Origin of the sequence: Actinomadura barringtoniae (genome assembly GCF_017573505.1) — a bacterium.
Classification (GTDB): domain Bacteria; phylum Actinomycetota; class Actinomycetes; order Streptosporangiales; family Streptosporangiaceae; genus Spirillospora; species Spirillospora barringtoniae.
Genome location: NZ_JAGEOJ010000024.1, coordinates 64823 through 90493, shown reverse-complemented (window position 1 = coordinate 90493; position 25671 = coordinate 64823). Strand labels below are relative to the sequence as shown.

The 25671-nt window shown below is 71.3% G+C and carries 23 protein-coding genes; 8 read left to right on the top strand and 15 right to left on the bottom strand.

Features of this window, described 5'->3' with window-relative positions; translation table 11 throughout:
• Positions 1-50 precede the first annotated feature (50 nt).
• Positions 51-1238, top strand: a complete 1188-nt coding sequence (locus J4573_RS43865; RefSeq protein WP_208262383.1) for an AMP-binding protein — start codon at positions 51-53, stop codon at positions 1236-1238.
• A gap of 29 nt (positions 1239-1267) precedes the next feature.
• Positions 1268-2278: a cation diffusion facilitator family transporter gene (locus J4573_RS43860; RefSeq protein ID WP_208262224.1), complete on the top strand. Its 1011-nt coding sequence runs from the start codon at positions 1268-1270 to the stop codon at positions 2276-2278.
• Positions 2279-2384: 106 nt separating this feature from the next.
• On the opposite strand, the gene J4573_RS43855 is transcribed toward J4573_RS43860, so the two are convergent.
• From J4573_RS43855 to J4573_RS43840, 4 genes are read right to left on the bottom strand one after another with little or no spacing between them, the layout of a single operon-like run.
• Positions 2385-3413: an ABC transporter permease gene (locus tag J4573_RS43855; RefSeq protein ID WP_208262222.1), complete on the bottom strand. Its 1029-nt coding sequence runs from the start codon at positions 3411-3413 to the stop codon at positions 2385-2387.
• On the bottom strand, positions 3410-4972 hold the full coding sequence (locus J4573_RS43850) for a sugar ABC transporter ATP-binding protein (RefSeq protein WP_208262220.1): 1563 nt from the start codon (positions 4970-4972) through the stop codon (positions 3410-3412). The genes J4573_RS43855 and J4573_RS43850 overlap by 4 nt, the downstream gene beginning before the upstream one ends.
• Positions 4969-5943 carry a sugar ABC transporter substrate-binding protein gene (locus tag J4573_RS43845; protein WP_208262218.1) on the bottom strand — a complete coding sequence of 325 codons (975 nt, stop codon included), beginning with the start codon at positions 5941-5943 and terminating at the stop codon, positions 4969-4971. The genes J4573_RS43850 and J4573_RS43845 overlap by 4 nt, the downstream gene beginning before the upstream one ends.
• A gap of 39 nt (positions 5944-5982) precedes the next feature.
• A complete protein-coding gene (locus tag J4573_RS43840; protein WP_208262216.1) occupies positions 5983-7026 on the bottom strand; it encodes a LacI family DNA-binding transcriptional regulator in 1044 nt (347 codons plus the stop codon).
• Positions 7027-7253: 227 nt separating this feature from the next.
• Between J4573_RS43840 and J4573_RS43835 the strand changes: the two genes are divergently transcribed.
• Together J4573_RS43835 and J4573_RS43830 are read left to right on the top strand one after the other, a co-directional pair.
• Positions 7254-8462, top strand: coding sequence for a nucleoside hydrolase (locus tag J4573_RS43835; protein ID WP_208262214.1), 1209 nt, complete (start codon positions 7254-7256; stop codon positions 8460-8462).
• 125 nt (positions 8463-8587) lie between these two features.
• A complete protein-coding gene (locus J4573_RS43830) occupies positions 8588-10027 on the top strand; it encodes an RNA polymerase sigma factor (protein WP_208262212.1) in 1440 nt (479 codons plus the stop codon).
• A 94-nt stretch (positions 10028-10121) separates the two neighbouring features.
• On the opposite strand, the gene J4573_RS43825 is transcribed toward J4573_RS43830, so the two are convergent.
• Both J4573_RS43825 and J4573_RS43820 read right to left on the bottom strand, forming a co-directional pair.
• Complete coding sequence (locus J4573_RS43825; RefSeq protein ID WP_208262210.1) at positions 10122-10646, bottom strand: hypothetical protein; 525 nt, start codon at positions 10644-10646, stop codon at positions 10122-10124.
• The gene (locus J4573_RS43820; protein WP_307797392.1) at positions 10643-12007 is read right to left on the bottom strand and encodes a flavin monoamine oxidase family protein; all 1365 of its coding nucleotides are present in this window, start codon (positions 12005-12007) and stop codon (positions 10643-10645) included. The genes J4573_RS43825 and J4573_RS43820 overlap by 4 nt, the downstream gene beginning before the upstream one ends.
• Before the next feature lie 95 nt (positions 12008-12102).
• Between J4573_RS43820 and J4573_RS43815 the strand changes: the two genes are divergently transcribed.
• A complete protein-coding gene (locus J4573_RS43815; protein WP_208262209.1) occupies positions 12103-12714 on the top strand; it encodes a TetR/AcrR family transcriptional regulator in 612 nt (203 codons plus the stop codon).
• On the opposite strand, the gene J4573_RS43810 is transcribed toward J4573_RS43815, so the two are convergent.
• Complete coding sequence (locus tag J4573_RS43810) at positions 12689-13570, bottom strand: ABC transporter permease (RefSeq protein WP_208262207.1); 882 nt, start codon at positions 13568-13570, stop codon at positions 12689-12691. The genes J4573_RS43815 and J4573_RS43810 overlap by 26 nt on opposite strands.
• A gap of 2 nt (positions 13571-13572) precedes the next feature.
• Positions 13573-14544, bottom strand: coding sequence for an ATP-binding cassette domain-containing protein (locus tag J4573_RS43805; RefSeq protein WP_208262205.1), 972 nt, complete (start codon positions 14542-14544; stop codon positions 13573-13575).
• Between the two features lie 90 nt (positions 14545-14634).
• Here J4573_RS43805 and J4573_RS43800 point away from each other — a divergent pair, with 90 nt between their 5' ends.
• On the top strand, positions 14635-15123 hold the full coding sequence (locus J4573_RS43800; RefSeq protein ID WP_208262204.1) for a MarR family winged helix-turn-helix transcriptional regulator: 489 nt from the start codon (positions 14635-14637) through the stop codon (positions 15121-15123).
• 38 nt (positions 15124-15161) lie between these two features.
• Here the strand turns inward: J4573_RS43800 and J4573_RS43795 are convergent, their stop codons facing one another.
• From J4573_RS43795 to J4573_RS43765, 7 genes are all read right to left on the bottom strand, one after another.
• Positions 15162-15914 (bottom strand): VOC family protein, encoded by a 753-nt coding sequence (locus J4573_RS43795; protein ID WP_208262202.1) that lies wholly within the window; start codon positions 15912-15914, stop codon positions 15162-15164.
• Positions 15915-15934: 20 nt separating this feature from the next.
• The gene (locus tag J4573_RS43790; protein ID WP_208262200.1) at positions 15935-16630 is read right to left on the bottom strand and encodes a sirohydrochlorin chelatase; all 696 of its coding nucleotides are present in this window, start codon (positions 16628-16630) and stop codon (positions 15935-15937) included.
• Positions 16627-17805, bottom strand: coding sequence for a uroporphyrinogen-III synthase (locus J4573_RS43785; RefSeq protein WP_208262198.1), 1179 nt, complete (start codon positions 17803-17805; stop codon positions 16627-16629). The genes J4573_RS43790 and J4573_RS43785 overlap by 4 nt, the downstream gene beginning before the upstream one ends.
• Complete coding sequence (nirD, locus tag J4573_RS43780; protein WP_208262196.1) at positions 17789-18205, bottom strand: nitrite reductase small subunit NirD; 417 nt, start codon at positions 18203-18205, stop codon at positions 17789-17791. Before nirD ends, J4573_RS43785 begins: the two co-directional genes overlap by 17 nt.
• Complete coding sequence (gene nirB, locus J4573_RS43775) at positions 18202-20757, bottom strand: nitrite reductase large subunit NirB (RefSeq protein ID WP_243774556.1); 2556 nt, start codon at positions 20755-20757, stop codon at positions 18202-18204. The genes nirD and nirB overlap by 4 nt, the downstream gene beginning before the upstream one ends.
• Positions 20758-20960: 203 nt before the next feature.
• Positions 20961-22415 (bottom strand): FAD-dependent oxidoreductase, encoded by a 1455-nt coding sequence (locus J4573_RS43770; protein WP_208262194.1) that lies wholly within the window; start codon positions 22413-22415, stop codon positions 20961-20963.
• Positions 22412-24499 carry a molybdopterin oxidoreductase family protein gene (locus J4573_RS43765; protein ID WP_208262193.1) on the bottom strand — a complete coding sequence of 696 codons (2088 nt, stop codon included), beginning with the start codon at positions 24497-24499 and terminating at the stop codon, positions 22412-22414. The genes J4573_RS43770 and J4573_RS43765 overlap by 4 nt, the downstream gene beginning before the upstream one ends.
• Positions 24500-24798: 299 nt before the next feature.
• Here J4573_RS43765 and J4573_RS43760 point away from each other — a divergent pair, with 299 nt between their 5' ends.
• Positions 24799-25314, top strand: coding sequence for an NUDIX domain-containing protein (locus tag J4573_RS43760; RefSeq protein ID WP_208262191.1), 516 nt, complete (start codon positions 24799-24801; stop codon positions 25312-25314).
• Positions 25315-25404: 90 nt separating this feature from the next.
• Positions 25405-25647: a metallothionein gene (locus J4573_RS43755; RefSeq protein ID WP_208262189.1), complete on the top strand. Its 243-nt coding sequence runs from the start codon at positions 25405-25407 to the stop codon at positions 25645-25647.
• The last annotated feature ends 24 nt before the right edge of the window (positions 25648-25671 follow it).

The window sequence follows — 25671 nt, the reverse complement described above, 5'->3', positions numbered from 1 at the left end:
CGTTCCCAGATTCGAACATGTTCAGTGGGGTCGTCTACCCTGATGAGATCATGGACCGCCGCCTGCACGCCGTCGTTCTCCCACCCGGCCCGCGCCTGTACGAGGCGCTGGCCACCGCACTGGACGGCAGCGGCCCCGCGATCTGCCCCCTCTCCCCTGATCTGCCCGCCGCGGCCCTGGACGAACTCCTGAACGTCCTGGCGCCGCACGCGATCGAGACCGAGGAGGGCGTGCGGCCCTACGCGCCGCGCAGCGCCTGCGTGCCTGTCGCGGGCATCCCCGCCGCCGACGACACCGCCGTGCTCATCGCGACCTCCGGCTCCACCGGCACCCCCAAGATCGTCGAACTGTCGGCGGACGCGCTGCGGCACTCGGCCACCGCGACCCTCGACCGCATCTCCGCCGCCCCCGGCGACCGGTGGCTGTGCTGCCTGCCGACCAGCCACATCGCGGGCATCCAGGTCCTGGTCCGTTCCCTGGTCGCGGGCACCGAACCGGTCATCCTCCCCCGCTTCGACGTCCCCGCCGTGACCTCCGCCGAGGCCGTCCACATCGCGATGGTCCCGACCCAGCTGCGACGGCTCCTGGACGCGGGCATGGACCTCTCCAAGATCGGCGCGATCGTGCTCGGCGGCGCCGCCGCCGGCCGGAACCTGCTGGACGAGGCCCGGCGGCGCGGCGGACGCGTCTTCACCACCTACGGCATGAGCGAGACCGCCGGCGGCTGCGTCTACAACGGCGCTCCCCTGAACGGGATGCGCGCCGCGATCGGCGACGACGGCCGGATCCGCCTGGCCGGCGGGTCCCTGTTCACCGGGTACCGGCTGCGGCCGCAGCTCACCGCGTCCGTGCGCGACGGCGAGTGGTACGTCACCCAGGACCTCGGCGCGATCGAGGACGGGCGCCTGCGCGTCCGAGGCCGCGTCGACGACGTGATCAACACCGGCGGGGAGAAGGTCGTCGCGGGCGAGGTCGCCGCCGCCCTGGCCCGCCACCCCGCCGTCGCCGACGTCGTGGTGGTCGGCCGCCCCGACCCCGAGTGGGGCGAACGGGTCACCGCCGTCGTCGTCCCCGCCACCGCAGTCGCCGCCCCCACGCTGGCCGATCTGCGCGCCTGGGTCCGGGAGACGATGCCCGCGCACGCCGCCCCGCATGAGCTGGAGCTCCTGGAGGCCCTCCCGCTGCTGCCCTCCGGCAAGCCCGACCGCGAGGAACTGCGCCGCCCCGGTCCGCGCTGAACGGACCCGATCATGACAGGCTGTGACCCATGGCCGAGGAGCAGCAAGAGAGCCGCTTGACCGTGATCCTGGCGTTCGCCGCCAACCTGGGCATCGCGATCGCGAAGATCGTCGCCGCGGTCATCACCGGTTCGGCCTCCATGGCCGCCGAGGCCGCCCACTCGATCGCCGACACCTTCAACGAGGTGCTCCTGATGGTGGGCCTGCACCGCAGCGTCCGGCCCGCCGACCGCCGCCACCCGCTCGGGTACGGCAAGGAGCGCTACATCTGGACGCTGCTCGTCGCCATCGCGATCTTCGGCATGGGCGCGCTGTTCGCCTTCTACCAGGGCGTGCAGAGCCTCACCGGCCACGGTTCGGAGGAAGTCGACCCGATCGTCGCCTACATCGTGCTGGCGGTGTCCTTCCTCCTGGAGGCGACCTCCTGGCAGCAGGCCTGGCGCGAGGTGCGCGGCAACGCCCGCGAGGAGGGACTGCCCTTCCTCAAGTACATCCGCACCACCGACGAGCCGACCTCGATCAGCGTGATGCTGGAGGACTCGGCCGCCCTGATCGGCCTCGTCCTGGCCTTCACCGGCATCGCGCTGCACCAGGCCACCGGCTCGGCCTTCTGGGACGGGCTCGGCTCCATCCTGATCGGCGTGCTGCTCACGGCGGTCGCCCTGATCCTCGGCCGGATCAACCTCAACCTGCTGATCGGCAACCAGGCCGACCCGCGGATCGTCCGCGACGTCCGCGACCGGCTCGCCGACGAGCCGGAGATCGACTGGGTCGTGGACATCATCACCCTGACGTTCGGCGCCGACCGCGTGCTGCTGTGCGTCCGGCTGGACTTCCGCGACGAGCTCACCGCCGGTGACGTCGAGCGGGCCGTCGTGCGGATGTCGCAGGAGCTGCGGGAGGCGCACGAGGAGATCGACGAGATCTTCATCGAGCCGGTCCCCCGTGACGACCCGGACCTGCGCAAGCGCGTCATCGCCCGCTACGGCGACGTCGCCCAGCGGCCGAGGCCGGGCCGCCCGCAGATCTCGCCTGATTAACCGCCCGATCAGCCGCCTGCTTTAAAGGCTTGCTCGTCGTCGCAGAGGGTTTCCGGGTGGTGGCCGCCTCGAGGCGGCCACCACCCGGCGCCTTTACGTAGTAAGGTTATGCCTTGACGGGCTCGACCGTGATCGTCTGCGCGGGTCTGGACAGCGCGATCCGGTCGCCCAGCCGCCTCCGGTAGGCGTCCAGCACCACCGCGACGAGGATCACCACGCCCGTGATGATCTGCCGCTCGAAGTCCGACACCCCCATCAGCAGCAGGCCGTCGGTGAGGACCCCCAGCAGGCAGGCCCCCAGGAACGTTCCGATCATCGATCCCCGGCCGCCCATCAGGCTGGCACCACCGATCACCACGGCGGCGATCGCGTTCAGCTCGTACCCCTGCCCGAGGATCGGGCTGGCGATGTTGAGCCGGGCCATGTAGAGCAGCGCCGCGACCCCGGCGCACAGCCCCGCGATCATGAACGCGGCGATCTTGATGAGCGAGGTCCGGTGCCCCGACAGCCGCACCGCCTCCTCGTTGTCGCCGGTCGCGTAGATCAGCCGCCCGAACACCGTCCGGGTCAGCACGAACCATCCGGCCGCGGTCAGCAGCACCGCCACCCAGAACACCGCCGGGACGCCCAGCAGGGTCTGCACGCCGAAGTCGTTCAGCCCGGACGGCAGGTCGTAGATGGTCGCCGCGTTGGTGTAGCGCTCGGCCGCGCCGCGCGCGATGTTGAGCATGGCCAGCGTCACGATGAACGAGGGCACCACCCAGCGCTCGGACACGAAGCCGTTCACCAGCCCGCACAGCGCGCCGATCGCCATCGCGACCACGATCCCGCCCAGGATGGTGAGCACCGAGCCGGACCCGCGCATCATCTCGCCCGACACGACCGCGCACAGCGCCATCACCGACCCGACCGACAGGTCGATGCCGCCGACCAGGATCACGAACGTCAGGCCGACCGCGAGCACGGTGTTCAGCGTGATCTGGGTCATGATGTTGCGGATGTTCTGCTCGGTGCCGAAGTTGTCGGCCGCCACCAGGAAGAACGCCGACAGCGCGACCAGCGCCACGCCGATCCCGGCCTCCCCCAGAACCTGGCGGAGCACCCGCCCGGCCAGGCCACCCATGTCGATTCTCACGCGCTCGTCCCGTTCTCGTTGAGGTAGCCCGAGTAGGCCAGGGTCAGGATCTGCTCGGCATCGAACCCGCCCTCGGCTCTCCTGGCCTCGCCGGCGATCCGGCCGCGGGAGAAGACCAGGATCCGGTCGCAGATCCCGGTCAGCTCGGGCAGGTCGGAGGAGACCACCAGCAGCGCGCGGCCCTCGGCGGCCAGGCCCAGCAGCAGCTCGTGGATCTCGTACTTGGCGCCGACGTCGATGCCGCGGGTCGGCTCGTCCACGATCAGCACGTCGGACCCGGCGTGCAGCCAGCGGGCCAGCACGACCTTCTGCTGGTTGCCGCCCGACAGGGTGCGGACCTGCTGGCCGACGCCCGCCGACTTCAGGTGCAGCCGCTGGCCGAGGCCCTCGGCGACGCGGCGTTCCTCGCGGCGGCGGATCAGCCCGGCCCGCGCCACCGAGCCGATCCGAGCCAGGCTCACGTTCGCGGTGATGGGCAGGCCGAGAACCAGACCCTGGGACTTGCGATCCTCGGTGAGGAAGCTGATGCCGCCGCGCACCGCGTCCCGGGGCCGGCGGATCCGCACGTGCCGCCCGCCGACCTCGACGCGTCCGCCCAGCGCCTTGTCGGCGCCGAACAGCGCGCGCATGGCCTCCGTACGACCCGAGCCGACGAGCCCGGCCAGGCCGACGACCTCACCAGCGCGCACCTCGAACGACAGCGGTTCGGGCGCGCCGGGCACACGCAGGCCGGTGACCTTGAGCGCCGTCGCTCGCGTGTCCGCCCGCTCGGGGCGTGGCGGGAACTCCTCGGCCAGGTCGCGGCCCACCATGAGCCGGACGAGCCCGGCCGGGGTCATCTCCTGCATCGCGCTGGTCGCGACGGTCCGCCCGTTGCGCAGGACGGTGACGCGGTCGCCGATCTCGAAGACCTCCTCCAGGTGGTGGGAGATGTAGACGATCGCGACGCCGCGCGCCGCCAGCTCCCGCAGGATCTTGAAGAGCGTCCCGGTCTCCCGGCTGGTGAGCGTGGCGGTCGGCTCGTCCATCACCAGCAGGCGGCATTCGCCCGACAGCGCCTTGGCGATCTCCACCAGCTGCTGCTGCGCGATGCCGAGCCGGTCCACCCGGGTGCCCGGCGATACCTCCAGCCCGACGCGGGCCAGCAGTTCGGTCGCGTCGGCGCGCAGCCGCCCGCGGTCCACGACCCCGGCGCGGCGTGGCAGGCGGCGCAGGAACAGGTTCTCGGCGACGGTCAGGTGCGGCAGCAGCGCCAGCTCCTGGTGAACGACCTGGATCCCGGCCGCCAGCCCGTCCGCCGCCGATCCCGGCGTGTGCGGTGCGCCCGCGAACTCCATCGTCCCGCCGTCGGGCGGCTGGACCCCGGCCAGGCACTTCACCAGCGTCGACTTCCCGGCGCCGTTCTCGCCGACCAGGATGTGGATCTCGCTCTCGGCGACCTCCAGGTCGACGCCCGACAGCGCGACCACGCCGGGGAAGCGCTTCACCAGCCCGGTGATCCGCAGCAGCGGATCCCGGGGCGGGGACTCGGCCGCTTCGGGCGGGGACCCGGCGGTCATCCGGCGTTCGCCTTGGTGATCAGCTTGATGTCGGTCTTCTGCCAGCCGCTGAAGGTCTGACCGGCGATCATCTTCATCGCGAAGTCGATGCCGTCGGCGGCCTGCTTGCCCCCGAACTGGTCGACCGTGGACACGACCGAGCCGTCCTTCAGGTACTTCTGGATCGCCGGGATGTTGTCGAACGAGGCGACCTTGATCGACGAGCCCTTGCCCTGCTCCTCGATCACCTTCAGCGCGCCGAGCGCCATGTTGTCGTTGCCGGCCATCACGCCCTTGATGTCGGGGTGGGCGGTCAGCATGTTGCCGAAGACCGTGTGCGCCTCGTTGGTCTCCCAGTGCGCGGTCTTGGAGTCGGCGACCTGCAGGCCGCCCTCCTTCACCGCGTCCATGAAGCCCGCCTTGCGCTGGTCGGCGTTGGCGGCGCCCGGGTTGCCCTCAAGGATGGCGACCTTGCCGCCCTTGCCCAGGATCTTGGCCAGCTCGGCGCCGGACCGCTCGGCGCCCAGCCGGTTGTCGGGGCCGACGAACGGCACCTTGTCCTGGATGCCGGCCGACTTCAGCGTGCCCTCGTCCATCTGCACGTCGATGTTGACGACCTTCACGCCCGCGTTCACCGCGCGCTTCACCGGGGCGACCAGGGCGCGCGAGTCGGCCGGGGCGATGACGATCGCCGAGGCCTGCTGGGTCACGCACTTCTCGACGGCGGCGACCTGGTTGTCGATGTCGGTCTCGTTCTGGATGCCGACGGTCTGCAGGTTCAGGTCGCCGCGCTGCTTGGCGTGCTGCTCGGCCCCGGCCTGCATCTGCTGGAAGAACTCGTTGGCCAGCGACTTCATCACCAGGCAGATCGAGGGCTTGCCGCCCTTCTTCGGCGGCGCGGCGCTGGTGCCGCCCTCCTTGCCGCACGCGGTCAGCGATGCAGTGGCCAGGCCCGCGGCCAGTGCGATGGAGATGAGGCTGCTGCTCTTCACCTGTGGTCTCCTTCTCGGGGGGTGGGCGGAGATGCGCCCTCAGGGGGGTGGGGGTGGTGCGTCCGTCCCGCCGTCCTCGGGGTCGGGGCAGCCGCACGAACCGCGGCGCAGCAGCCGGGCCGGGAACACGACCCGGTCCGGTGCGGGGGTCTCCCCCGCGATGCGCGCGATGAGCAGTTCGACGGCACGGCGGCCCAGCTCCTCGCGGGGCTGGCGCATGGTGGTCAGGGCGGGCACGGTGTAGGAGGAGGCGGCGATGCCGTCGAACGAGCACACCGCCAGCCCGCCCGGCACCGCGATCCCGAGCTCGGCGGCGGCCCGCATCACGCCGATGGCCTGCTCGTCGCTGGTCACGAACAGCGCGTCGGGCCGGTCGGGCCGCGCCAGCAGGTCGCGGCCGCACAGGTAGCCCTGGCGGCGGCCGAACGGCCCGTTAGCCAGGGGCATCGCGCCGGGATCCAGGCCCGCCTCGGTCAGCGCCCGCGCCCAGCCGGCGATGCGGTCGACCGCCGGGTGCAGGTCCGGCGGCCCGGCGACGCAGCCGATCCGGCGGGCGCCGTGCTCCAGCAGGTGCCGGGTGGCGGTGTAGGCGCCGCCCTCGTTGTCGACCAGGAGCTGGATGGCGCCGGTGCCCTCGATCTCCCGGTCCAGCACGATGCAGGGCACCTCGGAGGCGGCCAGCTGGGACCGCCAGGTGCCCGGGCCGTGCGCCGGGATGAGGATCAGGCCGTCCACCTGCCGGTCGATCAGCGTCCGCACGTGCGCGGCCTCGCGCTCGCCGTCGTCCATCGCGTTGCCGAGCAGCAGGGTGAAGCCGCGCGAGAACGCGACGTCCTCGATCTCGCGGGCCAGTTCGGCGAAGAACGGGTTGGCGTTGTCGGGGACGACCAGGCCGATCGTGTGGGTGCGGCTCATGCGCAGCGAGCGGGCGACCGCGTTCGGGCGGTAGCCGAGCTCCTCGATCGCGGCCAGGACCCGCTGCCGGGTGGCGGGCGCGACGTTGCGCGGGCCGTCGTTCAGCACGTAGCTGACCACGGCCTCGGAGGTGCCGGCCAGCTGTGCCACATCACGCCGGGTGACCAAGATCGAGCCGCCTTTCGGGTCCGCCCATCAACTCGTGTTGACGGGGATATTCGGACGTCTCGTCCAACAAATCAACACGTGTAGATGGCGTGTTACGAAGCTGTGACCTACAAGATCACGATCATGTAACCGATCCCTTATCGGACCTTGCCGTGGCGTGTCCGCTCCCGCATAGTCCGGCTCGAGACCGTCGATCTACACGTGTAGATACCCGAAGGGAAACCCGGATGAGACGCTCGCTGCCGCTGCCCGCCGCCACCTTCGCCCTCGCCCTGGCGCTCGCCCCCGTCGCCGCCGGCGCCACCCAGTCCGCCGCCGCCTCCCCCGTGTCCCCTGCTCGTACGGCCGCTGGAGCCCGTGTGGCCGGGCAGGGCGGCGCCGCGGACGCCGGCGCGACGAGCCGGGCGCCCGGCCGCGAGCAGGCGGGCGGGCGGAAGGTGATCATCGACGCGGACATGGGCGAGCTGAACGACGACGCGATCGCGATGTTCATGCTGGCCCGCGAGCCGGGCGTGAACCTGCTCGGCGTCACCACGGTCAGCGGCAACACCTGGGTCGAGGAGGGCACCGCGTACGCGCTGCGGCAGCTGGAGATGATCGGCCGCCAGGACGTGCCGGTCGTCGCCGGATCCGGGGAGCCGCTGTTCCGGTGGCGGCGGGAACGGTTCCAGGGCGAGGACGCTCTCTACGGCAAGGCTCCCTACACCGGGGCGTTCGATCATGCCCGGCCGCCGTCCTACCGCAGGCTCGCCAAGCCCCCGTACGGCGGCTATCCGAAGGCCAGCCCGCGCGCGGGCGCCGCGGCCGACTTCATCGTGGACCAGGTCAAGCGCAACCCCGGCCAGATCACGATCTGCGCGATCGGCCCGGCGACCAACCTGGCGCTGGCCGTGCGCACCCACCCCGAGATCGTCCCCCTGGTCAAGGAGGTGATCTACATGGGCGGCGCGTTCGACTCCCCCGGCAACGTCTCGCCCGCCGCCGAGTTCAACTGGTGGTTCGACCCCGAGTCGGCCAAGATCGCGGTCAGGACGCCGTTCCGGCGGCAGACCATCGTGCCGAACGACGTGGCGGAGAAGATCAGCTACACCAAGGCGCAGTACGACCGGATCGTGGCCGGGCGCGAGACCCCGATCAAGAAGATGTTCAAGGACCTTCAGGGCCCCGAGTTCGCCAAGGACCCCCACCACAGCACGTTCGTCTGGGACGCGATCACCTCGGCGATCTTCCTGGATCCCGGGATGGTCCGGCGGGCCGAGGAGCGTTATGTGGACGTGGACGCCACCGACGGACCCGACTACGGCCGGGCGCTGGGCTACGGGAAGGGCGACTTCAGCAGGCCCCGTAACCCTGCGGGAACGGTCCAGGCACGGATCGTGTTCGACCTCGACAAGGCCCGGTTCTGGGATCTGTATGTGACCCGGCTCACCCGCTGACCTGCTTGAGCTTTCGCCGACCGGGAACAAGAAGGCGTCTTCGGGGCGTTCCGATTAGTGCGCGCGTCACCAGCGAACCCCGCCTCTGCGCCGCACCCACACCACTGAAGGGAGGGGGCGTCCCCATGCCGCGAACCGCCGTTGAGACCCCGCTCACGGACTTGACGAGTCCCGCGCTCGCCGAGCTCCTCGAGCGTGGTCATGCCCAAGGGCGCCTCTCACTCGACGAGGTGCGCAAGGCCTTCGAGGCCGCCGGGATCAGCCCGGCCCAGGGCCGTTCGATCCTGCGAGAGCTCTCCGAGTCCGGGATCAGCCTGGCCAGCGAAGCCGAGCCCGCCAGGAAAAAGGCCCCGGCCAGGTCCAGGAAGTCCGCCTCGGTGACCGAGATCACCGAGTCCGAGGACGAGGACACCGCCACCGCCGAGCAGCGCCCCGCCAAGAAGAGCGCCAAGGGCACCAAGACCGCCGCCAAGAGCACCGCCAAGGCCGGCACCAAGACCTCCGCCGCCAAGACTTCCGCCGCCAAGTCCAAGGCGAAGGCCGCGACCGCCGAGCCTGAGGACGCGGCGTCCGAGGACGCCGACGAGCCCGACGACGACTCGTTCGAGGTCACCGAGGTCGAGGCGACCCCGCTGACCGACCTCGACGACCAGTCGACCGCCATGGGCGACTCGGTGCACACCTACCTGAAGGCGATCGGCCGCCGCCAGCTGCTCACCGCCGAGCAGGAGGTGGACCTCGCCAAGCGCATCGAGGCCGGGCTCTACGCCGAGCACAAGCTCGAGACCGAGAAGCTCAGCCCGCAGCGGCGCCTCGACCTGGAGTGGGTCGCCGCCGACGGCCGCCGCGCCAAGTCGCACATGCTCGAGGCCAACCTGCGCCTGGTCGTGTCGGTCGCCAAGAAGTACTCCGACCGCGGGCTGTCGCTGCTGGACGTCGTCCAGGAGGGCAATCTCGGCCTGATCCGCGCGGTCGAGAAGTTCGACTACTCCAAGGGCTACAAGTTCTCCACCTATGCCATGTGGTGGATCCGCCAGGCCATACAGCGCGGCTTCGCCGACTCGGCCCGCACGATCCGCCTGCCCGTGCACGTCCTGGAGATGCTCAGCAAGCTGAGCCGGGTCGAGCGCGACATGCACCAGCGGCTGGGCCGCGAGCCCACCCCCGAGGAGCTGGCGCTGGAGCTCGACAAGAGCCCCGAGCAGATCCGCGAGCTGCTGCGCACCAGCCGGCAGCCGATCAGCCTCGACTCGACGATCGGCGAGGACGGCGAGACCCGGATCGGCGACCTCATCGAGGACACCGACAGCCCCGAGGCCGCCGAGCTGGTCGACCGCCAGCTGATGGCCGACCAGCTGCGCCGCACGCTGGACATCCTCAACCCGCGTGAGGCCCGCATCATGGCGATGCGGTTCGGCCTCTACGACGGGACGCCGCGCACGCTCGACGAGATCGGCAAGGCCCTCGGGCTGACCCGCGAGCGGATCCGCCAGCTGGAGAAGGAGTCGCTGTCCAAGCTGCGGCACCCGAGCAACGCCCGGCCGCTGCTGGACTTCGCGGTCTGACCGTTCCGATGTAGGCGTCACTACCCCGCAACCCCACCAAGAGGAAGGCCCGCCGGACCGTAAGGGTCCGGCGGGCCTTCCACATTCCAGGGGGTCAGAGGCGCAGCATCGGGAACGGCCGGGCCGGGTGGCGGACGCCATAAACGCTCAGGCCGCGGACCAGGAAGCGATGGAATCCCAGGTAGGGGAACTCGGCCACGATCGCGTCCACCGAACGGCGGCTGATCCGGCCGCGCAGCACCCCGCGGCTGACGTCGACCAGGTCAGCCCGGCGGAACGACTCGACGAGGGGATCCTTCACAGGCCGCAGGCGGTGGTGCAGGAGGACCATGTCCTCGGTGTCGCCGAGGCCCTTGATCGGGTGCCCGGCGGCGAACGCCCGGGCGAGGCCCACCGACGGCTCCAGGTAGTCCCAGGTCCCGTCCGTCCAGATGCCCATGTCGTGGACGGCCCAGGCCAGCGCCGCGCTGTCGGGCAGCCGGTCGGTGCCGAGGAGCAGCCGCTGGTAGTTGAGACTCCGGTAGATGTGGTTGCGCAGCGTCGGCAGATCCGGGCCGATCGCGGCGCGGTGCACGTCCAGGACGTCGTCGATGATCGGGTCGCGAGTCTGGATTCTCATGTTCGCCGCGCCGGAACGTCGAGGACCGCCTGGACCTCGGCTGCGGCCCGGCGGCCCGATTCGACGGCGCCGTCGATGTAACCGGGCCAGCGGGTGGCGGTCTCGGTCCCGGCCCAGTGCAGGGGGCCGATCGGCGCGCGCAGGGCGGGACCGAAGCGGGTGAGGGTGGAGGGCGCGGTGAACGCTCCGTAGCAGCCCCGCGAGTACTCCTCGGCCGCCCAGTCGTGCTCGATGAACGCGACCGGATCCCCGGCCGCGGGCCCGAAGTAGCCGACGAGATCGGCCAGGACCTGGCGCCGCCGTTCGTGCGGGGCCAGCCGGGACGCGACGTCGGCCTGCCGCCCCTCCAGGAAGCCCACCAGGACGCCCGGGCCGCCCTCGGGCGGGGTGTTGTCGAAGACGGTGCCGACGGCGCGGCGGTCGCTGTTGGCCTGCCCGCTCAGTCCGTCGCGGCGCCAGAACGGCTCGTCGTACACCACGTTCAGCTTGATCACGCGGCCCATCGGCATCCGCTGCGTGAGCTGGTCGCGGTCGCCGGGGAGGCCGGGCGTGTAGCGGATCCGCCCGGCCAGCGGCGGCGGCACGGCGAGGATCGCGCGGTGCGCCCGTACCGGCTCCCGTCCGCCGCCGAGCTCGACCCGTACGCCGTCGTCGGTCCAGTCGATCTCGGTCACCGGGCTGTCGAGCACGACGCGGTCGCCGAGCTCGTCGGCGAGGGACAGGGCGATGCGCTGCGAGCCTCCCACGATCCGGTCCTGCTGCGCGCCGCCGCTCGTCTCGATCAGCGCGTCGAGGCCGCCGGCGGCGCCCACGTAGTGGCACGCCCAGAGGGCCGAGAGGTCCTCCGGTTCGGCCGCGAAGACGGCCTGGGTGATCAGCGTCAGGAACGAGCGGCCGGCGCGGGTGGCCGTGTGGCGCCGGATCCAGGTCGCGAACGTCTGCCCGTCCAGCCGTCCGGCCTGGTCCCACTCCCAGGGAGCCGAGGTAGGCACCTTGGCGGCCAGCCGGTCCAGCCGCAGCTGGGCCTGGGCGATGTCGGCGAGCGCCAGCGGGCTCAGCCGCGGGATCCGGCCGGTGTACGCGCTGCGCCTGCCGCCGAACTCGGCGAGATGCCTGCCGTCCATGTACGTCGGGTACGTGGCCAGCCCGAGTTCCTTGATCAGCGCGAGCACCTGCTCCTGACCCGGCCCGACCCACTGCCCGCCCACCTCGATCGGCCCGCCGCCCGGCAGCTCGGCGTTCAGCAGCCGCCCGCCGACCCGGTCGCGTGCCTCCAGCACGGTGACCTCGCGGCCCGCCCGCGCGAGCTCGCGCGCGGCCACCAGTCCGGCGATCCCGCCGCCCACGATCACCACGTCCACGATTCACCACTCCCCTGACCGTCAGGTCACCGTCGGCCCGAATCTCACTGACAGGTTGAATCTCACATTCACTGTGAATGTGATATCCCTGGGGCGTGGATGGCGTCAAGTCCCGCCGGGAGCTCTACGCGGAGGAGACCCGGCGCACGCTGGTGGAGACCGGCCGCGAGCGGTTCCTGGAGCACGGCTACCTGGCGGTGTCGGCAGAGGACCTCGTACGCGGCACCGGGCTCAGCCGGGGCGCGCTCTACCACCACTTCGAGGGCAAGGAAGGCCTGTTCCAGGAGGTCTTCGAGGAGCAGGAGGAACGGGCCGCCCAGCGCATCGCCGCCGCGATGACGGGCAAGGACGACCCGTGGGAGCAGGCGCTGGCCGGGGTCGACGCGTTCCTGGACGTCTGCGCCGAGCGCGACTACCGCGAGCTCGTGCTGCTCCAGGGCCCGATCGCGCTCGGCTGGCATCGCTGGCGCGAGCTCGACCAGCGCCACCTCGGCGGCCTGCTGGTCGCCGGGATCCAGTCGCTGATCGACGCGGGCGTGCTGCAGGACCATCCCGCCGAGCTGCTGGCCGCGGCCCTGTACGGCGGCCTCACCGAGATCTCATTGCGCATCGCGGACGCGGGCGACCCGGCGACCGCGCGCCGGGACGCCGGGGTGCTCGCCCGGAGCCTTTTGGAGGGCGTCAGTCGCCGCGGCGGAACTCCATGATCGCCACGCCCATCAGCGACAGGCCCATGGCGGCGACGATGCACAGCTCCAGCCAGACCGGGACCACCCAGCCGTTCCAGGTCACTCCGGGGTTGAACGTGCGCTCCAGCTCCGGCGAGACGTTCAGGTGCGCGAACACGGCCTGCCGGAGCGGGTCGACCGCGTAGGTCAGCGGGTTGAGGCGCGTGAGGATCGTCAGCCACGTCGGCAGCCCGGCCAGCGGGTAGAGCGCGCCCGACAGGAACATCATCGGCATCATCGCCATCTGCATGAGCGCGAAGAACGCCTGCATGGTCTTGATCCGCGCGGCCATCATCACGCCGAACCCGGTCAGCGCGAACGCGCCCAGGAACATGATGGCCAGCAGTTCCACGATCAGCAGCGGGTCGTACGGCACCCCGGCCAGGCCCGCCAGCGCCACGATGACCACGCCCTGCAGGGTCGCCACGAACGCGCCGCCGACGCACTTGCCGATCACGATGGCGCTGCGGCTGACCGGCGCGACCAGCATCTCGCGCAGGAACCCGAACTCGCGGTCCCACACGATCGACCCGGCCGAGAACATCGCGGTGAACATCACCGACATCGCGCAGACGCCGGGGAAGATGAAGGTCTTGAGGTTGACCTCGCCGGCGGGCCCTCCCCCGCTGCGCGTCAGGTTGGACAGGCCCGTTCCCATGACCAGCAGCCACAGCACGGGCTGGACCAGGCCGGACACCATGCGCATCCGGTCCCGCCAGAAGCGGATCAGCTCCCGGTGCAGCACGATCTTCACCGCGCGCAGGTCGTGCGCGATGCTGCGCCGTGGCACCCGTACGCGAACGACGCCCTCAGCGGGTTCGGTGGTGAGCGTCATCCTCATCGTCCTCTCGCGCGCATCGCCATGCGCATCCGGTCGGCGGCCGTGCCCTCGGCGTCGCGGATCGTCCGCCCGGTGAACGACATGAACACATCGTCCAGCGACGGCCGCGCCACGCTCACGGACTTGATCGGGATGCCGAGCTCGGCGAACAGCCGCGGCACGAACTCCTCGCCCGAGGCCACGGCGAAGGTGACCATGCCCTCCGACATGCCGGCCTCCAGCCCGAAGAGCTCGCCGAGCGCCGCGATGGCCGCCTGGTCGTCACCGGTCTGGATCCGCACCCGGTCCTTGCCGACCCCGGCCTTCAGCGCCTCGGGGGTGTCCAGCGCCACGATCCCGCCCTGATCCATGATCGCGATGCGGCTGCAGTGCTCCGCCTCGTCCATGTAGTGGGTCGTGAGGAAGATCGTGATCTCCTCGGTCTCCTTGAGCTGGCGGATGTAGTTCCAGATCGACGACCGGGTCTGCGGATCGAGCCCCACGGTCGGCTCGTCCAGAAAGAGAACCCGCGGCGAGTGCAGCAGCCCCCGGGCGATCTCCAGCCGCCGCTTCATCCCGCCCGAGTAGGTCTGCACGAGATCTTCTCGTCGATCCCACAACCCGACCATCTCCAGAACCTGCCGCATCCGCTGTCCGACCACCGACCGCGGCACCCCGTACAACTCCGCGTGAAAACGCAGGTTCTGCGCGCCCGACAGATAGCCGTCCAGCGTCGGGTCCTGGAACACCAGCCCGATGTTGCGCCGCACGTCGTCGCGTTCGGTCACCACGTCGTGCCCGGCCACCTCCGCCCGCCCCTCGCTGGGGCGCAGCAGCGTGCAGAGCATGTTGATGGTGGTCGACTTCCCCGCGCCGTTCGGCCCCAGGAACCCGAAGATCTCCCCCGGGTGCACCTGGAAGTCGATGCCCTTCACGGCCTCGATCTCGCCGAAGCGCTTCACCAGGCCGTCCACCGCGACCGCCGACATGGGAGCCTCCCCGAAATACTTGGATATTCCAACGGTAGGAGTATCCTAGCTTTGCGGTCAAGAGGCCGCCCGAATGCGAGGATCGACCATGTGACGCCCGACGACCCGCTCTTCCAGTCGCCCATGTACCTGATGCTCGAGGCGGTACGGATGGCCCGCCGCCGCGCCGCCGTACTGCACCCCGGCGAGCCCTTGCGGATCCAGCACGTGCTGTCCCTCGCCTGGCTGGCCGAAGGCCCGATCTCCCAGCGCGAGCTGAGCGACCGGCTCAGCGTCGACCCCGCCGACCTGGTCTCGGTCATCGACATGCTGGAACGCCACGGCTACGTGGAGCGCCACCGCGACCCCGACGACCGCCGCCGCTACGCCCTCCACATCACCACCGGCGGCCGCCGCGCCCTACGCGAGCACCGCACCCGCCGCGAAGAGGTCCACGAGTCCCTCCTCCAGGCCCTCACCCCCGACGAACGCGACGAACTCAGCGCCCTCGTCCTCAAGCTCCTGGCCGCCAACGACCCCCGCTTCGCCGAACCCGAAGCCGATCAGGGCAGCCCCGACCGCACCTCCACCCACCCCTGACCCCGCTGCCCGGCCTGACCGGGCGCCATCGCAGAGGCCTAGTGGGCGAGGCGGATGATGGAGAAGACGGCGCCTTGAGGGTCGTTGAGGACGGCGAAGCGGCCTGAGGGGATGTCGTGGGGCGGGACTGAGATGAGGCCGCCCAGGTCGGCTGCCTTGGAGGCGGCGGCGTCGCAGTCCTCTACGGCGAAGTAGACCATCCAGTGGGCCGGGACCTCGGGTGGCCAGACCTCGTTCATCTCGACCATGCCGGCGAAGGGGCGGGCGCCGGTGTCCCATTCGGTGTAGGAGGACGTGCCGAAGACGTGGGTCTCGCCCGACCAGCCGAAGACTTCGCTGTAGAAGGTCTTGGCGCCTTCTACGTCGCGGCAGGCCAGTTCGCTCCAGCAGTAGGTGTTGGGCTCGCGGGTGAGGGCGGCGCCCTGGAACGCGAGGGGTTGCCAGAGGCCGAGGACGGCGCCCTGGGCGTCGGCGAAGAGGGCGATGCGGCCCTGGTCCGTGATGTCCAGGGGGCCCATCAGGATCTGGCCGCCGGCGTCCTGGACGGCCTTGGCGGTCGAGTCGGCGTCGGCGACGCTGATGTAGGTGGTCCACGCGGTCGGGAAGCCGGGGCTCTGCTGCGGCATAGCGGCCGCGATGTGCCCGTCCCGCAGGTTGAACATGGTGTAGCCGCCGGACTCGGGCGAGGTTTGCGGCTCCCATCCGAACAGGCCGCCGTAGAAGGCCTTGCTCGCCTCGATGTCGGGAGTGCTGAGATCCGCCCAGCAGGGATGACCCGCCTCGAACGTCATGCACGCAGCGTAGACCGGCCTCAGGCGACGCGCAGGCCATCGCGCAGGCGCGCCTCGTCGAAGCGGCGGAGGATCAAGCGCGCGATCGCGTCGTGGGCGCCTAGGGGGTCGCTGACCATGTCTGCGCCCGAGGAAAGCATGCGGGTGTGGAAGAGGCCCGGGGCCAGGAGGTAGGACGCGACGATCACTCGATTGTGCGAGTGGGCGGCGACCACCTCGGAGAGCTGGGGGCCTTCGGCGGCCACGAAACCGTACGGGACTTCTCTGCGCAGGCGGCCGGACAGGAGGCGGGCGGCGGTGCGTACGTCGGCCACGCCGTTGGGGTCGGAGGAGCCGGCGGCGCCGAGGATGACGGTGTCGTGGGGGCCGAGGCGTTCGCCGTTGAGTGCTTCGGCCAGGCGGCCCGCTTGGGCTGCCGCGATCATCGGGTCCGGGCCCAGGGGGCGGGTCGTGAGGGCGTTCCCTACGCGGTTCGGGATGTCCACGAGGGCGTGATAGCCGCGGGCGAGCATGAGCGGAACGGTGACGATGGGGCTGGTGATGCGGGTGACGGCGTCTTCCAGGGACGGCTCGGCGATCTCCGCGTACGCCTCGGCGACGTCGATCCAGGGGCGCAGCGCACGGGTACGGTCCAGCAGGGCCCGTACGGTGGCGGCGCCCGCCGGGTCGCGGGTGCCGTGCGCGACGGCCAGCAGGGTCGGGTGGTCCTCGGTCAACTACTCATCTCCGCGAGCATCCGGGGGTCGCACGCCAGGCGGTAGCCGCGCTTGACCACTGTTTCGACGATTCCTGATCTGCCGAGGCCGCGGCGCAGCCGCGCCACGGCCATCTCCACCGCGTGCTCGTCGGCCTGCGGGCGTCCGTCGCGGCTCCACGGCACGCCGCCCACCATCAGGCGGCTCGGCAGCACCCCGCACAGCTCGGCGCGCGACACCACGTGGCCCGGGCGGCGGGCCAGGGCGCGCAGGATCGCCATCGGCGCGGGGGCGATCGGTTTCAGCTGACCGTCCAAGACGACCGCGTGCCCGCGCAGCTCTAGAGAGAAGCCGCGGACCTCTAGGCGGCGGGAGCGGCGTTCGGGGAGGTCGGAGACGAGGGCTCGGACCAGTGCGCCGATCCTGGCTCGTTCCGGCAGCACGGTCGGCACGTCCTTCTCGATGAGCCGCTGCGCGGTCACCGGGCCCACACAGGCCGCGACGACGTTGGTGCGCAGCGCGTCGAGGAGCGGCTCTTCGAGGCCGTCCTCGGCTGCGACCGCCAGCGTCGCGGCTACGGCTGGGGAACTGGTGAACGTGATGGCGTCGACGGTTCCGGCTACCGCCTGGCCGACCAGGCGCCGGAGCGGCGTCGAGTCCTCGGTACGCGACCAGCGGTAGACGGGGATCTCGATCACCTCGGCGCCCGCAGCGCGCAGAGCGCCGGTGAACTCCGGGAGCTCCTCGCCGTACAACTGCACCGCGATCCGCGTGCCCGCCAGGTCCTTCTCCAGCAGGTGCTTGAGCACCTCGGCGCAGCTCTCCGAGTCCGGCGACCACACCTCCTGCAGTCCGGCCGAACGGATCGCGCCGCGCGACTTCGGGCCGCGTGCGAGCAGGTCCACCTGTGCGAGCCGTTCGATCAGCGCGTCCCGCAGACCCCACCCGTCGGCCGTCTCCAGCCACGCGCGGAAGCCGATGCCGGTGGTGACGACGACGTGGTCGAGCGGCCGTTCGACGCACTCGCCGGTCGCGTGCAGCAGGTCGGCGTCGTCCGACAGCGGGACCAGGCGGATGGCCGGGGCGTGCACCACCCGCGCTCCGCGCCGTTCTAGCAGCGTGGCCAGCTCCTCGTGCCTGCGGTCCGCGGTCACGCCGACCGCGAACCCGGCGAGCGGCTCACTGTCGGTGTTCATCGGACGTGCCCACCTCCGAACCGCGAGCGACCTCGACCCGATCCGCACCGTTGCGACGGACCGCGAAGGTCGGCAGCGCCACCCGCGGGTCGTCCAGGCAGACGCCGGTGCGCAGGTCGAACACCTGCTTGTACATGGGCGAGGCGACCGTCGGCGCGCCGCCGCGGGTGCCCAGGATGCCCCGGGAGATCACGTACGCGTCGCTGTAGGGGTCGAAGTTCGACAGCGCGAACAGGTCGCCCCCGTACGTGCGGAAGATCGCGACCTGCACGCCGTCGACCATCGCGCAGGCGCCGCGCTCGGGGAGCAGGTCGCCGTAGGCGCAGACGTCGGACCAGCGGGCGGCGGTCCGGACGGGAGCGGTTCCTCGGTCGAGGGTCGCGTCGGGTGTCATGGTCATCGCGTTGCCACCTCCAGGCGGGGACCGGCCACCAGGACCGGCTTGATCTGATCGCGTTCGGGCTCGAAGACGATGCTCGGGTCGGGGGTGTCGGGGGCGTTGACGAACGAGACGAAGCGGGTGAGCTTGGCGGGGTCCTCGATGGCGTCGCGCCACTCGTCGGCGTAGGAGCCGACGTGGCGGTCCATCGCGGCGTCCAGTTCGGCGCAGATGCCCAGGCGGTCGTCGATGACGACCTCGCGCAGGTAGTCCAGCCCGCCTTCCAGGCCCTCCAGCCAGCTCGCGGTGCGCTGCAGCCGGTCGGCGGTGCGGATGTAGAACATCAGGAACCGGTCGATGTAGCGGATCAGCGTCGCGTCGTCGAGGTCGGTGGCGAACAGGTCGGCGTGCCGGGGCCGCATGCCGCCGTTGCCCGCGACGTAGAGGTTCCAGCCGTTCTCGGTCGCGATGACGCCGAAGTCCTTGCCCTGCGCCTCCGCGCATTCACGGGCGCAGCCCGACACCGCCGACTTCAGCTTGTGCGGCGCCCGCAGCCCCCGGTAGCGCAGCTCCAGCAGGATCGCCATCGCCACCGAGTCCTGCACGCCGTACCGGCACCAGGTCGATCCGACGCACGACTTCACCGTCCGCAGCGCCTTGCCGTAGGCGTGCCCGGACTCGAACCCGGCATCCACCAGCCGCTTCCAGATCTGCGGCAGCTGCTCCACGCGGGCGCCGAACAGGTCGATCCGCTGCCCGCCGGTGATCTTGGTGTAGAGGCCGAAATCGCGGGCCACCTCGCCGATCACGATGAGCTTCTCGGGGGTGATCTCACCGCCGGGGATGCGCGGCACCACCGAGTAGGTGCCGTTCTTCTGCATGTTGGCCAGGAAGTGGTCGTTGGTGTCCTGCAGCGCCGCCTGCTCGCCCTCCAGGATGTGGCCGTGGCCCAGGCTCGCCAGGATGGAGGCGACGACCGGCTTGCAGATGTCGCAGCCGCGCCCGTGCCCGTGCTCGTCGATGAGCTGGGTGAACGTGGTGATCCCGGTGACGCGGACGATGTCGAACAGCTCCGCGCGGCTGTAGTCGAAGTGCTCGCACAGCGCCCGGCTGACCTCGATGCCGGCCGCGGTGAGCTCGGCGTCCAGGATCTTCTTCACCAGCGGAACGCAGCTGCCGCAGCTGGTTCCGGCGCGCGTGCAGCCCTTCACGCCGCCCATGTCGGTAAGGCCCTCGTCGCGGATCGAGCAGCGGATCGCCTCGGCGTTCACGTTGTTGCAGCTGCAGATCACGGTCGCGCCGGGCAGCTCGCCCCCGGCCGCCTCGGTCCCGCCGAACAGCGCCTGCTCCGGCGTGCCGGGCAGTTCGGCGCCGATGAACGCGCGCAGCGTCGGGTAGGACTCGGCGTCGCCGACGAGCACGCCGCCGATCAGCGTCTTGGCGTCGTCGCTGACGATCAGCTTCTTGTAGATCCCCGCGACCGGGTCGGTGTAGGTGACGTCCAGCGCGCCCTGCTCGGGTCCGGCGAACGGGTCGCCGAAGCTGGCGACGTCCACGCCCATCAGCTTGAGCTTGGTGGACAGGTCGGCGCCGGTGAAGCGGGCCGGGCTCTCGGACTCGGCGCCGGCGGCCAGCAGCTGGTCGGCCACCACCTCGGCCATGCTGAAGCACGGCGCGACCAGCCCGTACACCTGGCCGTCCACCAGGGCGCACTCGCCGATCGCGTAGATGGCCGGATCGCCCGTACGGCACTCGGCGTCGACGACGATGCCGCCGCGCTCCCCCACCGGCAGGCCGCAGCCGCGGGCCAGTTCGTCGCGCGGCCTGATGCCCGCAGAGAAGACCACGATCCCGGCGTCGATCGCCGAGCCGTCGGCCAGCGCGACCCGTCCGACGCCGCCGTCCTCGCCCGCCTGAAGGCCCGCCATCGGCGTACCGGCGTGCACCTTCATGTCCATGGCCTCGATGTGGCGGCGCAGCATCGCGCCGCCGCCCTCGTCCAGCTGGCGCGGCATCAGCCACGGCGCGACCTCGACCACGTGTGTGTCGACGCCGAGGCCCTGGAGGGCGCGGGCGGCCTCGAGGCCGAGCAGTCCCCCGCCCACGACGACGCCGGCCACGACCCCGGGCCTTGACGTTGTAAGGTTCGCGCTGTGTGAACGGATGGCGTCGAGGTCGTCGATCGTCCGGTAGACGAAAACGCCCGGCAGATCCTTGCCTTCGACCGGCGGCACGAACGGCGCCGATCCCGTCGCAAGAACCAATGCGTCATAGCCGATTTCACGGCCCCCGGCGGTACGAACGACGCGCGCCACCCGGTCGATCCCGGCGACCGGATCGCCGGTGACCATCTCCACCTGATCGTCATGAGCCGGGTAGGCAAGGTCGGCGTCCTCGGTCAGGTAGGAGGTGAGCGCCACCCGGTCATAGGCCGTCCTGGTCTCCTCGCCGACCACCGTGACCTGCCATTGCCCGCCGGTGTCGCGCTCGCGCAGCGCCTCCACCAGCCGGTGCCCGGTCGGCCCGTGTCCCACGACGACAACCCTCATGCGGCCCTGCCCTCCGACGTTCATGGCCCGATCCTGAGCAGAGGCCGTTTCGCGGCTGGGTCCCCTTTGTCACCGGCGTGTTAAAAGACGCTCACCCTGAAATCCAAACGTGGTCATCTCGCAATCGGCCGCCGCGAATTTCCGGCGTTCTTTCGGAAAGCACAAAACCCCGCCGCGCTAGCGACGGGGTGAATGTGCCGAAGGTCTCAGCCCAGGGCCGCGGAGGTTCAGGCGACGGTGACGGACTCCTGCTCATCGAGCCAGGACACGATGCCCTCCAGGGCACTGCGGCATCCTCCGCAACCGGTGCTGGCACGCGTCTCGCGGGCCACCTCGTCCGCCGTTCGCGCGCCTTTCTCCCAGCACGCGCGGATCTGTCCCTTGGAAACGTTGTTGCACTGGCAGATCGTCGCCGCGTCCGGGATGCGCACGGGCGTGTCCGCCTCGGGCGCCCCGCCCACCCCTGGGAAGAACAGGCTCAACCGGTCGCTCGGCAGCGGCGACTCCCGGTCGTACAGCTGGGTGAGCGTGCCGGCGGTGCTGGTCTCCCCCAGCAGGATCGCGCCAATGATCCGGTCGTCCCTGATGACGACCTTCTTGTACGTGCCGCGGCTGGCGTCGGCGAACTGCATGACCTCCACGCCCGGGTCGTCGTCGCCGTGATGGGTCTCCCCCATCGCGGCGAGCTCGACGCTGGCCGCCTTGAGCCGCGTGATCTGCCGCGCTCCGGTGAAGCGCGCGGCGGAGTCGGCGCCGGTCAGCAGGTCGGCCAGCACGGTCGCCTGCTCCCAGGCGGGCGCCACCAGCCCGTAGACGGTGTCGCCGTACTGCGAGCACTCGCCGATCGCTCGGACGGCGGGGTCGGTGACCGAGGTGAGCTCCTCGTCGACCACGATGCCCCGTTCCACCGCGAGGCCGGCGGCGCGTGCCAGCCCGACCTCCGGTTTCACCCCGCACGCCATGATGACCAGGTCCGCGGCCAGGAAACGACCGTCGGCGAGGTCGACACCGCTGACCCGCACCGTTCCGGCGTCGTCCCCTGTGCGGAGCGCGGTCACGCTCGCGTCCAGATGGGCGTCGATGCCGAGGCGGCGCAGCGTCCGCGCGAGCACCTTGCCGGCGCCCGGGTCGAGTTGCCGTTCCATCAGGTGCCCGGCGAGGTGAACGACCGTCACCTCGATGCCGCGGCCTGCCAGCCCGCGCGCCGCCTCGATGCCGAGCAGCCCGCCGCCGACCACGACGGCCGTCGTCGCGCCGTCCGCCTCCGCCAGGATCTCGTGGCAGTCGGCCAGGGTGCGGAACGCGATCGCCCCGGCGGGCAGGCCGTTCTCGGTCCCGGGGAACGGCGGGATCAGCGAGTTGCTCCCGGTCGCGATCACCAGCGTCTCGTACGGCACGGAACTGCCGTCGGAGGCGTACACCACCCTCGCCTCCCGGTCGATCCGCACCACCTCGACGCCGAGCCGCGCGTCCACGTCGTTGGCCTCGTACCAGGCGGGGTCGACCAGGCCGATCTGGTCGGGCGCGGAGACCCCGGCGAGCACGTTGGACAGCAGCACCCGGTTGTAGGGCTGCTGCGGCTCGGCACCGAACACCGTCACGGGCACGTCCCGGTCGCGGGACCGCACCTCGCTCACGAACCGGGAACCTGCCATCCCGTTCCCGACGACCACGATGCTCACTGTGCGACTCCGTTCACTCGTGCCGCCGGCTCCAGCCGGACGGCGCAGACCTTGAACTCGGGCATGCGCGACATGGGGTCGAGGGCGGGGTTGGTGAGCAGGTTCGCCCGCCCGCCGCCCGCCCAGTGGAAGGGGATGAACACGGTGTCGTGCCTGATCGCGTCGGTCAGGCGGGCCCGCACGGTCGCGGTGCCGCGCCGGCTGGCGACGCGGACGTCGTCGCCGTCCTCGATGCCCAGCCGTTCGGCCAGGTCGGGATGCAGCTCGACGAAAGGCTCGGGCGCGGCCTCCACCAGCGGCCGGACCCTGCGGGTCTGCGCGCCGCTCTGGTACTGCGCGAGCACCCGCCCGGTGGTGAGGTAGACGGGGTAGTCGTCGTCGACGTCCTCGGCCGCCCCGACGTGCTCGACCGGTGTGAAGCGCGCCCGGCCGTCGGGATGGGCGAAGCGGTCGAGGAACGGGCGCGGGGTGCCGGGGTGGTCCTCCCCCGGGCACGGCCAGAAGACGCCGCCGTCGCGTTCGATCCGCTCGTAGGTGATGCCGGAGTAGTCGGCCAGGCCGCCCGCGCTCGCGGCGCGCAGCTCGTCGAAGACCTCGGCGGGGTCGGTGCTCCACTTGCCGGGCGCGTCGAGGCGGTCGGCGAGCGCCGCGATGATCTCCAGGTCGGTCCACACGCCGTCCGGCCGCCGTACGGCCTCGCGGCGGCGCAGGACCCGCCCCTCCAGGTTGGTCATCGTGCCGGACTCCTCGGCCCACTGGGCCGTCGGCAGCACGACGTCGGCCCGGCTCGCGGTCTCCGACAACACGAAGTCGGCCGCGACCAGCAGGTCCAGCGCGTCCAGCCGTTCCTCCACGGCGGTCGCGCGCGGCGCGGACACCACCGGGTTGGACCCGAACAGCAGCAGCGCCTTCGGCCCGGTCTCGGTGCCGAGCGCCGACAGCAGTTCGTAGGCCGAACGCCCCGGTCCGGGGATCGAGTCGGCGTCGACGCCCCACACCCACGCCATGTGCGCGCGGGCGGCCGGGTCGTCGATCTTGCGATAGCCGGGCAGCTGATCGGCCTTCTGGCCGTGCTCGCGGCCGCCCTGCCCATTGCCCTGCCCGGTGAGGCAGCCGTAGCCGGAGCCTTCGCGTCCCGGCAGGCCGAGCGCCAGGGCCAGGTTGATCAGGGCGGTCACCATGTCGGTGCCGCGCGCGTGCTGCTCGGCGCCGCGCGCGGTGAGGATCAGCGATCGGCGCCCGCGCGCGAGCAGCCGGACGGCCTCGCGCATGTGCGGTACGGGAACGCCGGTGATGCGTTCCACCCGGTCCGGCCAGTAGCCGTTCACGACGGTCCGCACCGCCGCGAAGCCGTTGGTCCGTTCCGCGATGTAGGCCTCGTCCACCAGCCCCTCGGTGAGCGCCAGGTGCAGCAGTCCGTTGGCCAGCGCCAGGTCGGTGCCCGGCGTCGGCTGCAGGTGCAGGTCCGCCTGGCGCGCGGTGGCGGTACGGCGCGGATCGACGACGATGAGCGCGCCGCCCCGGCCCTGCATGTCGGTCAGGTGGCGCATGAACGGGGGCATGGTCTCGGCGACGTTGCCGCCGACCAGCAGGATCGCGTCGGCGACGCCCAGGTCGGTGATCGGCCCCGGCAGGCCGCGGTCCATCCCGAACGCCCGGTTGGTCGCGGCGGCGGCCGACGACATGCAGAACCGGCCGTTGTAGTCGATCTGCGAGGTGCGCAGCGCCACCCGGGCGAACTTCCCGAGCTGGTAGGCCTTCTCGTTGGTGAGGCCGCCGCCGCCGAACACGGCGATGGCGTCGCGCCCGTGGGCGTCCTGCAGCCGCGCGGTCTCGGCGGCGATCCGGTCGAGCGCCTCGTCCCAGCCGCACGGTTCCAGCGGCGCCCCGCGCCGGGCGCGCATCAGCGGGCCGGTGATCCGGTCCGGCACGGTCAGCATCTCGGCGGCAGTCCAGCCCTTCTGGCACAGGCCGCCGCGGTTGGCCGGGACGTCCTCACGCGGGGTCACCTGGACGGGCGTGCCGCCCAGGGTCATGCCGCACTGCAGGGCGCAGTAGGGGCAGTGCGTCGGGGTCTCGGTCATGTCCCGAGCCTGTTCGGACGGGATTTCGCCGCTGCGTCCCCTCTGTGACCTGGATGTTAAAAGCCGCTCACGCGGCCCCGTTCACCAAGGTCAGGAGGCCGCCGTGGAATGGGTGGCAAAGATCACCCAATTCCGACGATCACATGTCAAGCGTTGTCAGACGTTGTCAGGGACCATTCGTCGCCAGAGCGCTGCACGCCGAACGGATTGGCGGCGGGCCCGCGACTTCGTGGACGGAAGCGGCCACCCCGTACACCCGACCGGACAATTTTCACATTTCGGCGCCTAACCTCTGAACTATGCCCGACCTTGCTTACTACGCCTCGCTGCCGCGCACCCGCGGCGCCGCCGCGGCCCTCCTGCTCGACGACCTCGGGCGGGTCCTGCTGGTCAAGCCCACCTACAGGGAGGGCTGGTTCCTGCCCGGCGGGGTCATCGAGAAGGGCGAGTCGCCGCTCACCGCGTGCGTGCGCGAGTGCGAGGAGGAGCTCGGCTTCGTCCCCCGCCTGGACGGCATGGTCTGCGTCGACTGGGGCTCGCCCCGCGACGGCGTGGACGCGGTGAACGTCTTCGTGTTCTCCGGCGCCGTCACCGCCGACGAGGTGAGCGCGATCCGGCTTCCTCCCGACGAACTGTCCGACCACGTCCTCGTCGCTCCCGAGAAGGTGCCCGAACTGGCACCGACGCACATCTCCCGCCGCATGGAGCCCAGCCTGCGCGGCATGGCCGAGGGACGCGCCATCTACCTGGAGGACGGCCGCGAGCCCTCCTTCCCGGTCCTGGTCGCCCCCAAGGCCCCCACCCCGGAGGGATAGCCCCATAAGGGCTGACCTGGAGGGATAGAAGCGCCCCTCCGATGGGTAGATCGCGTACGGAGAGCGACGGTTTGATGACGGGGGGACGTCATGGCGGCCTGCGAGGTCTGCGGTAACGACTATGCGATGAGCTTCGAGGTGCACGCGCAGGGCGCGGTGCACACCTTCGACTCGTTCGAGTGTGCGATCACCCGGATGGCTCCGATCTGCGAGCATTGCGAGTGCCGCGTGGTCGGCCACGGCGTGGAGGTCGACCGGCACTGGTACTGCTCGGCCCACTGCGCCCGGAGCGCCGACCCGGGCAAGGCGAAGGTCCTCGTCGACCACGTCTAGCCCGGGACTCTCGCGGACGGGCTC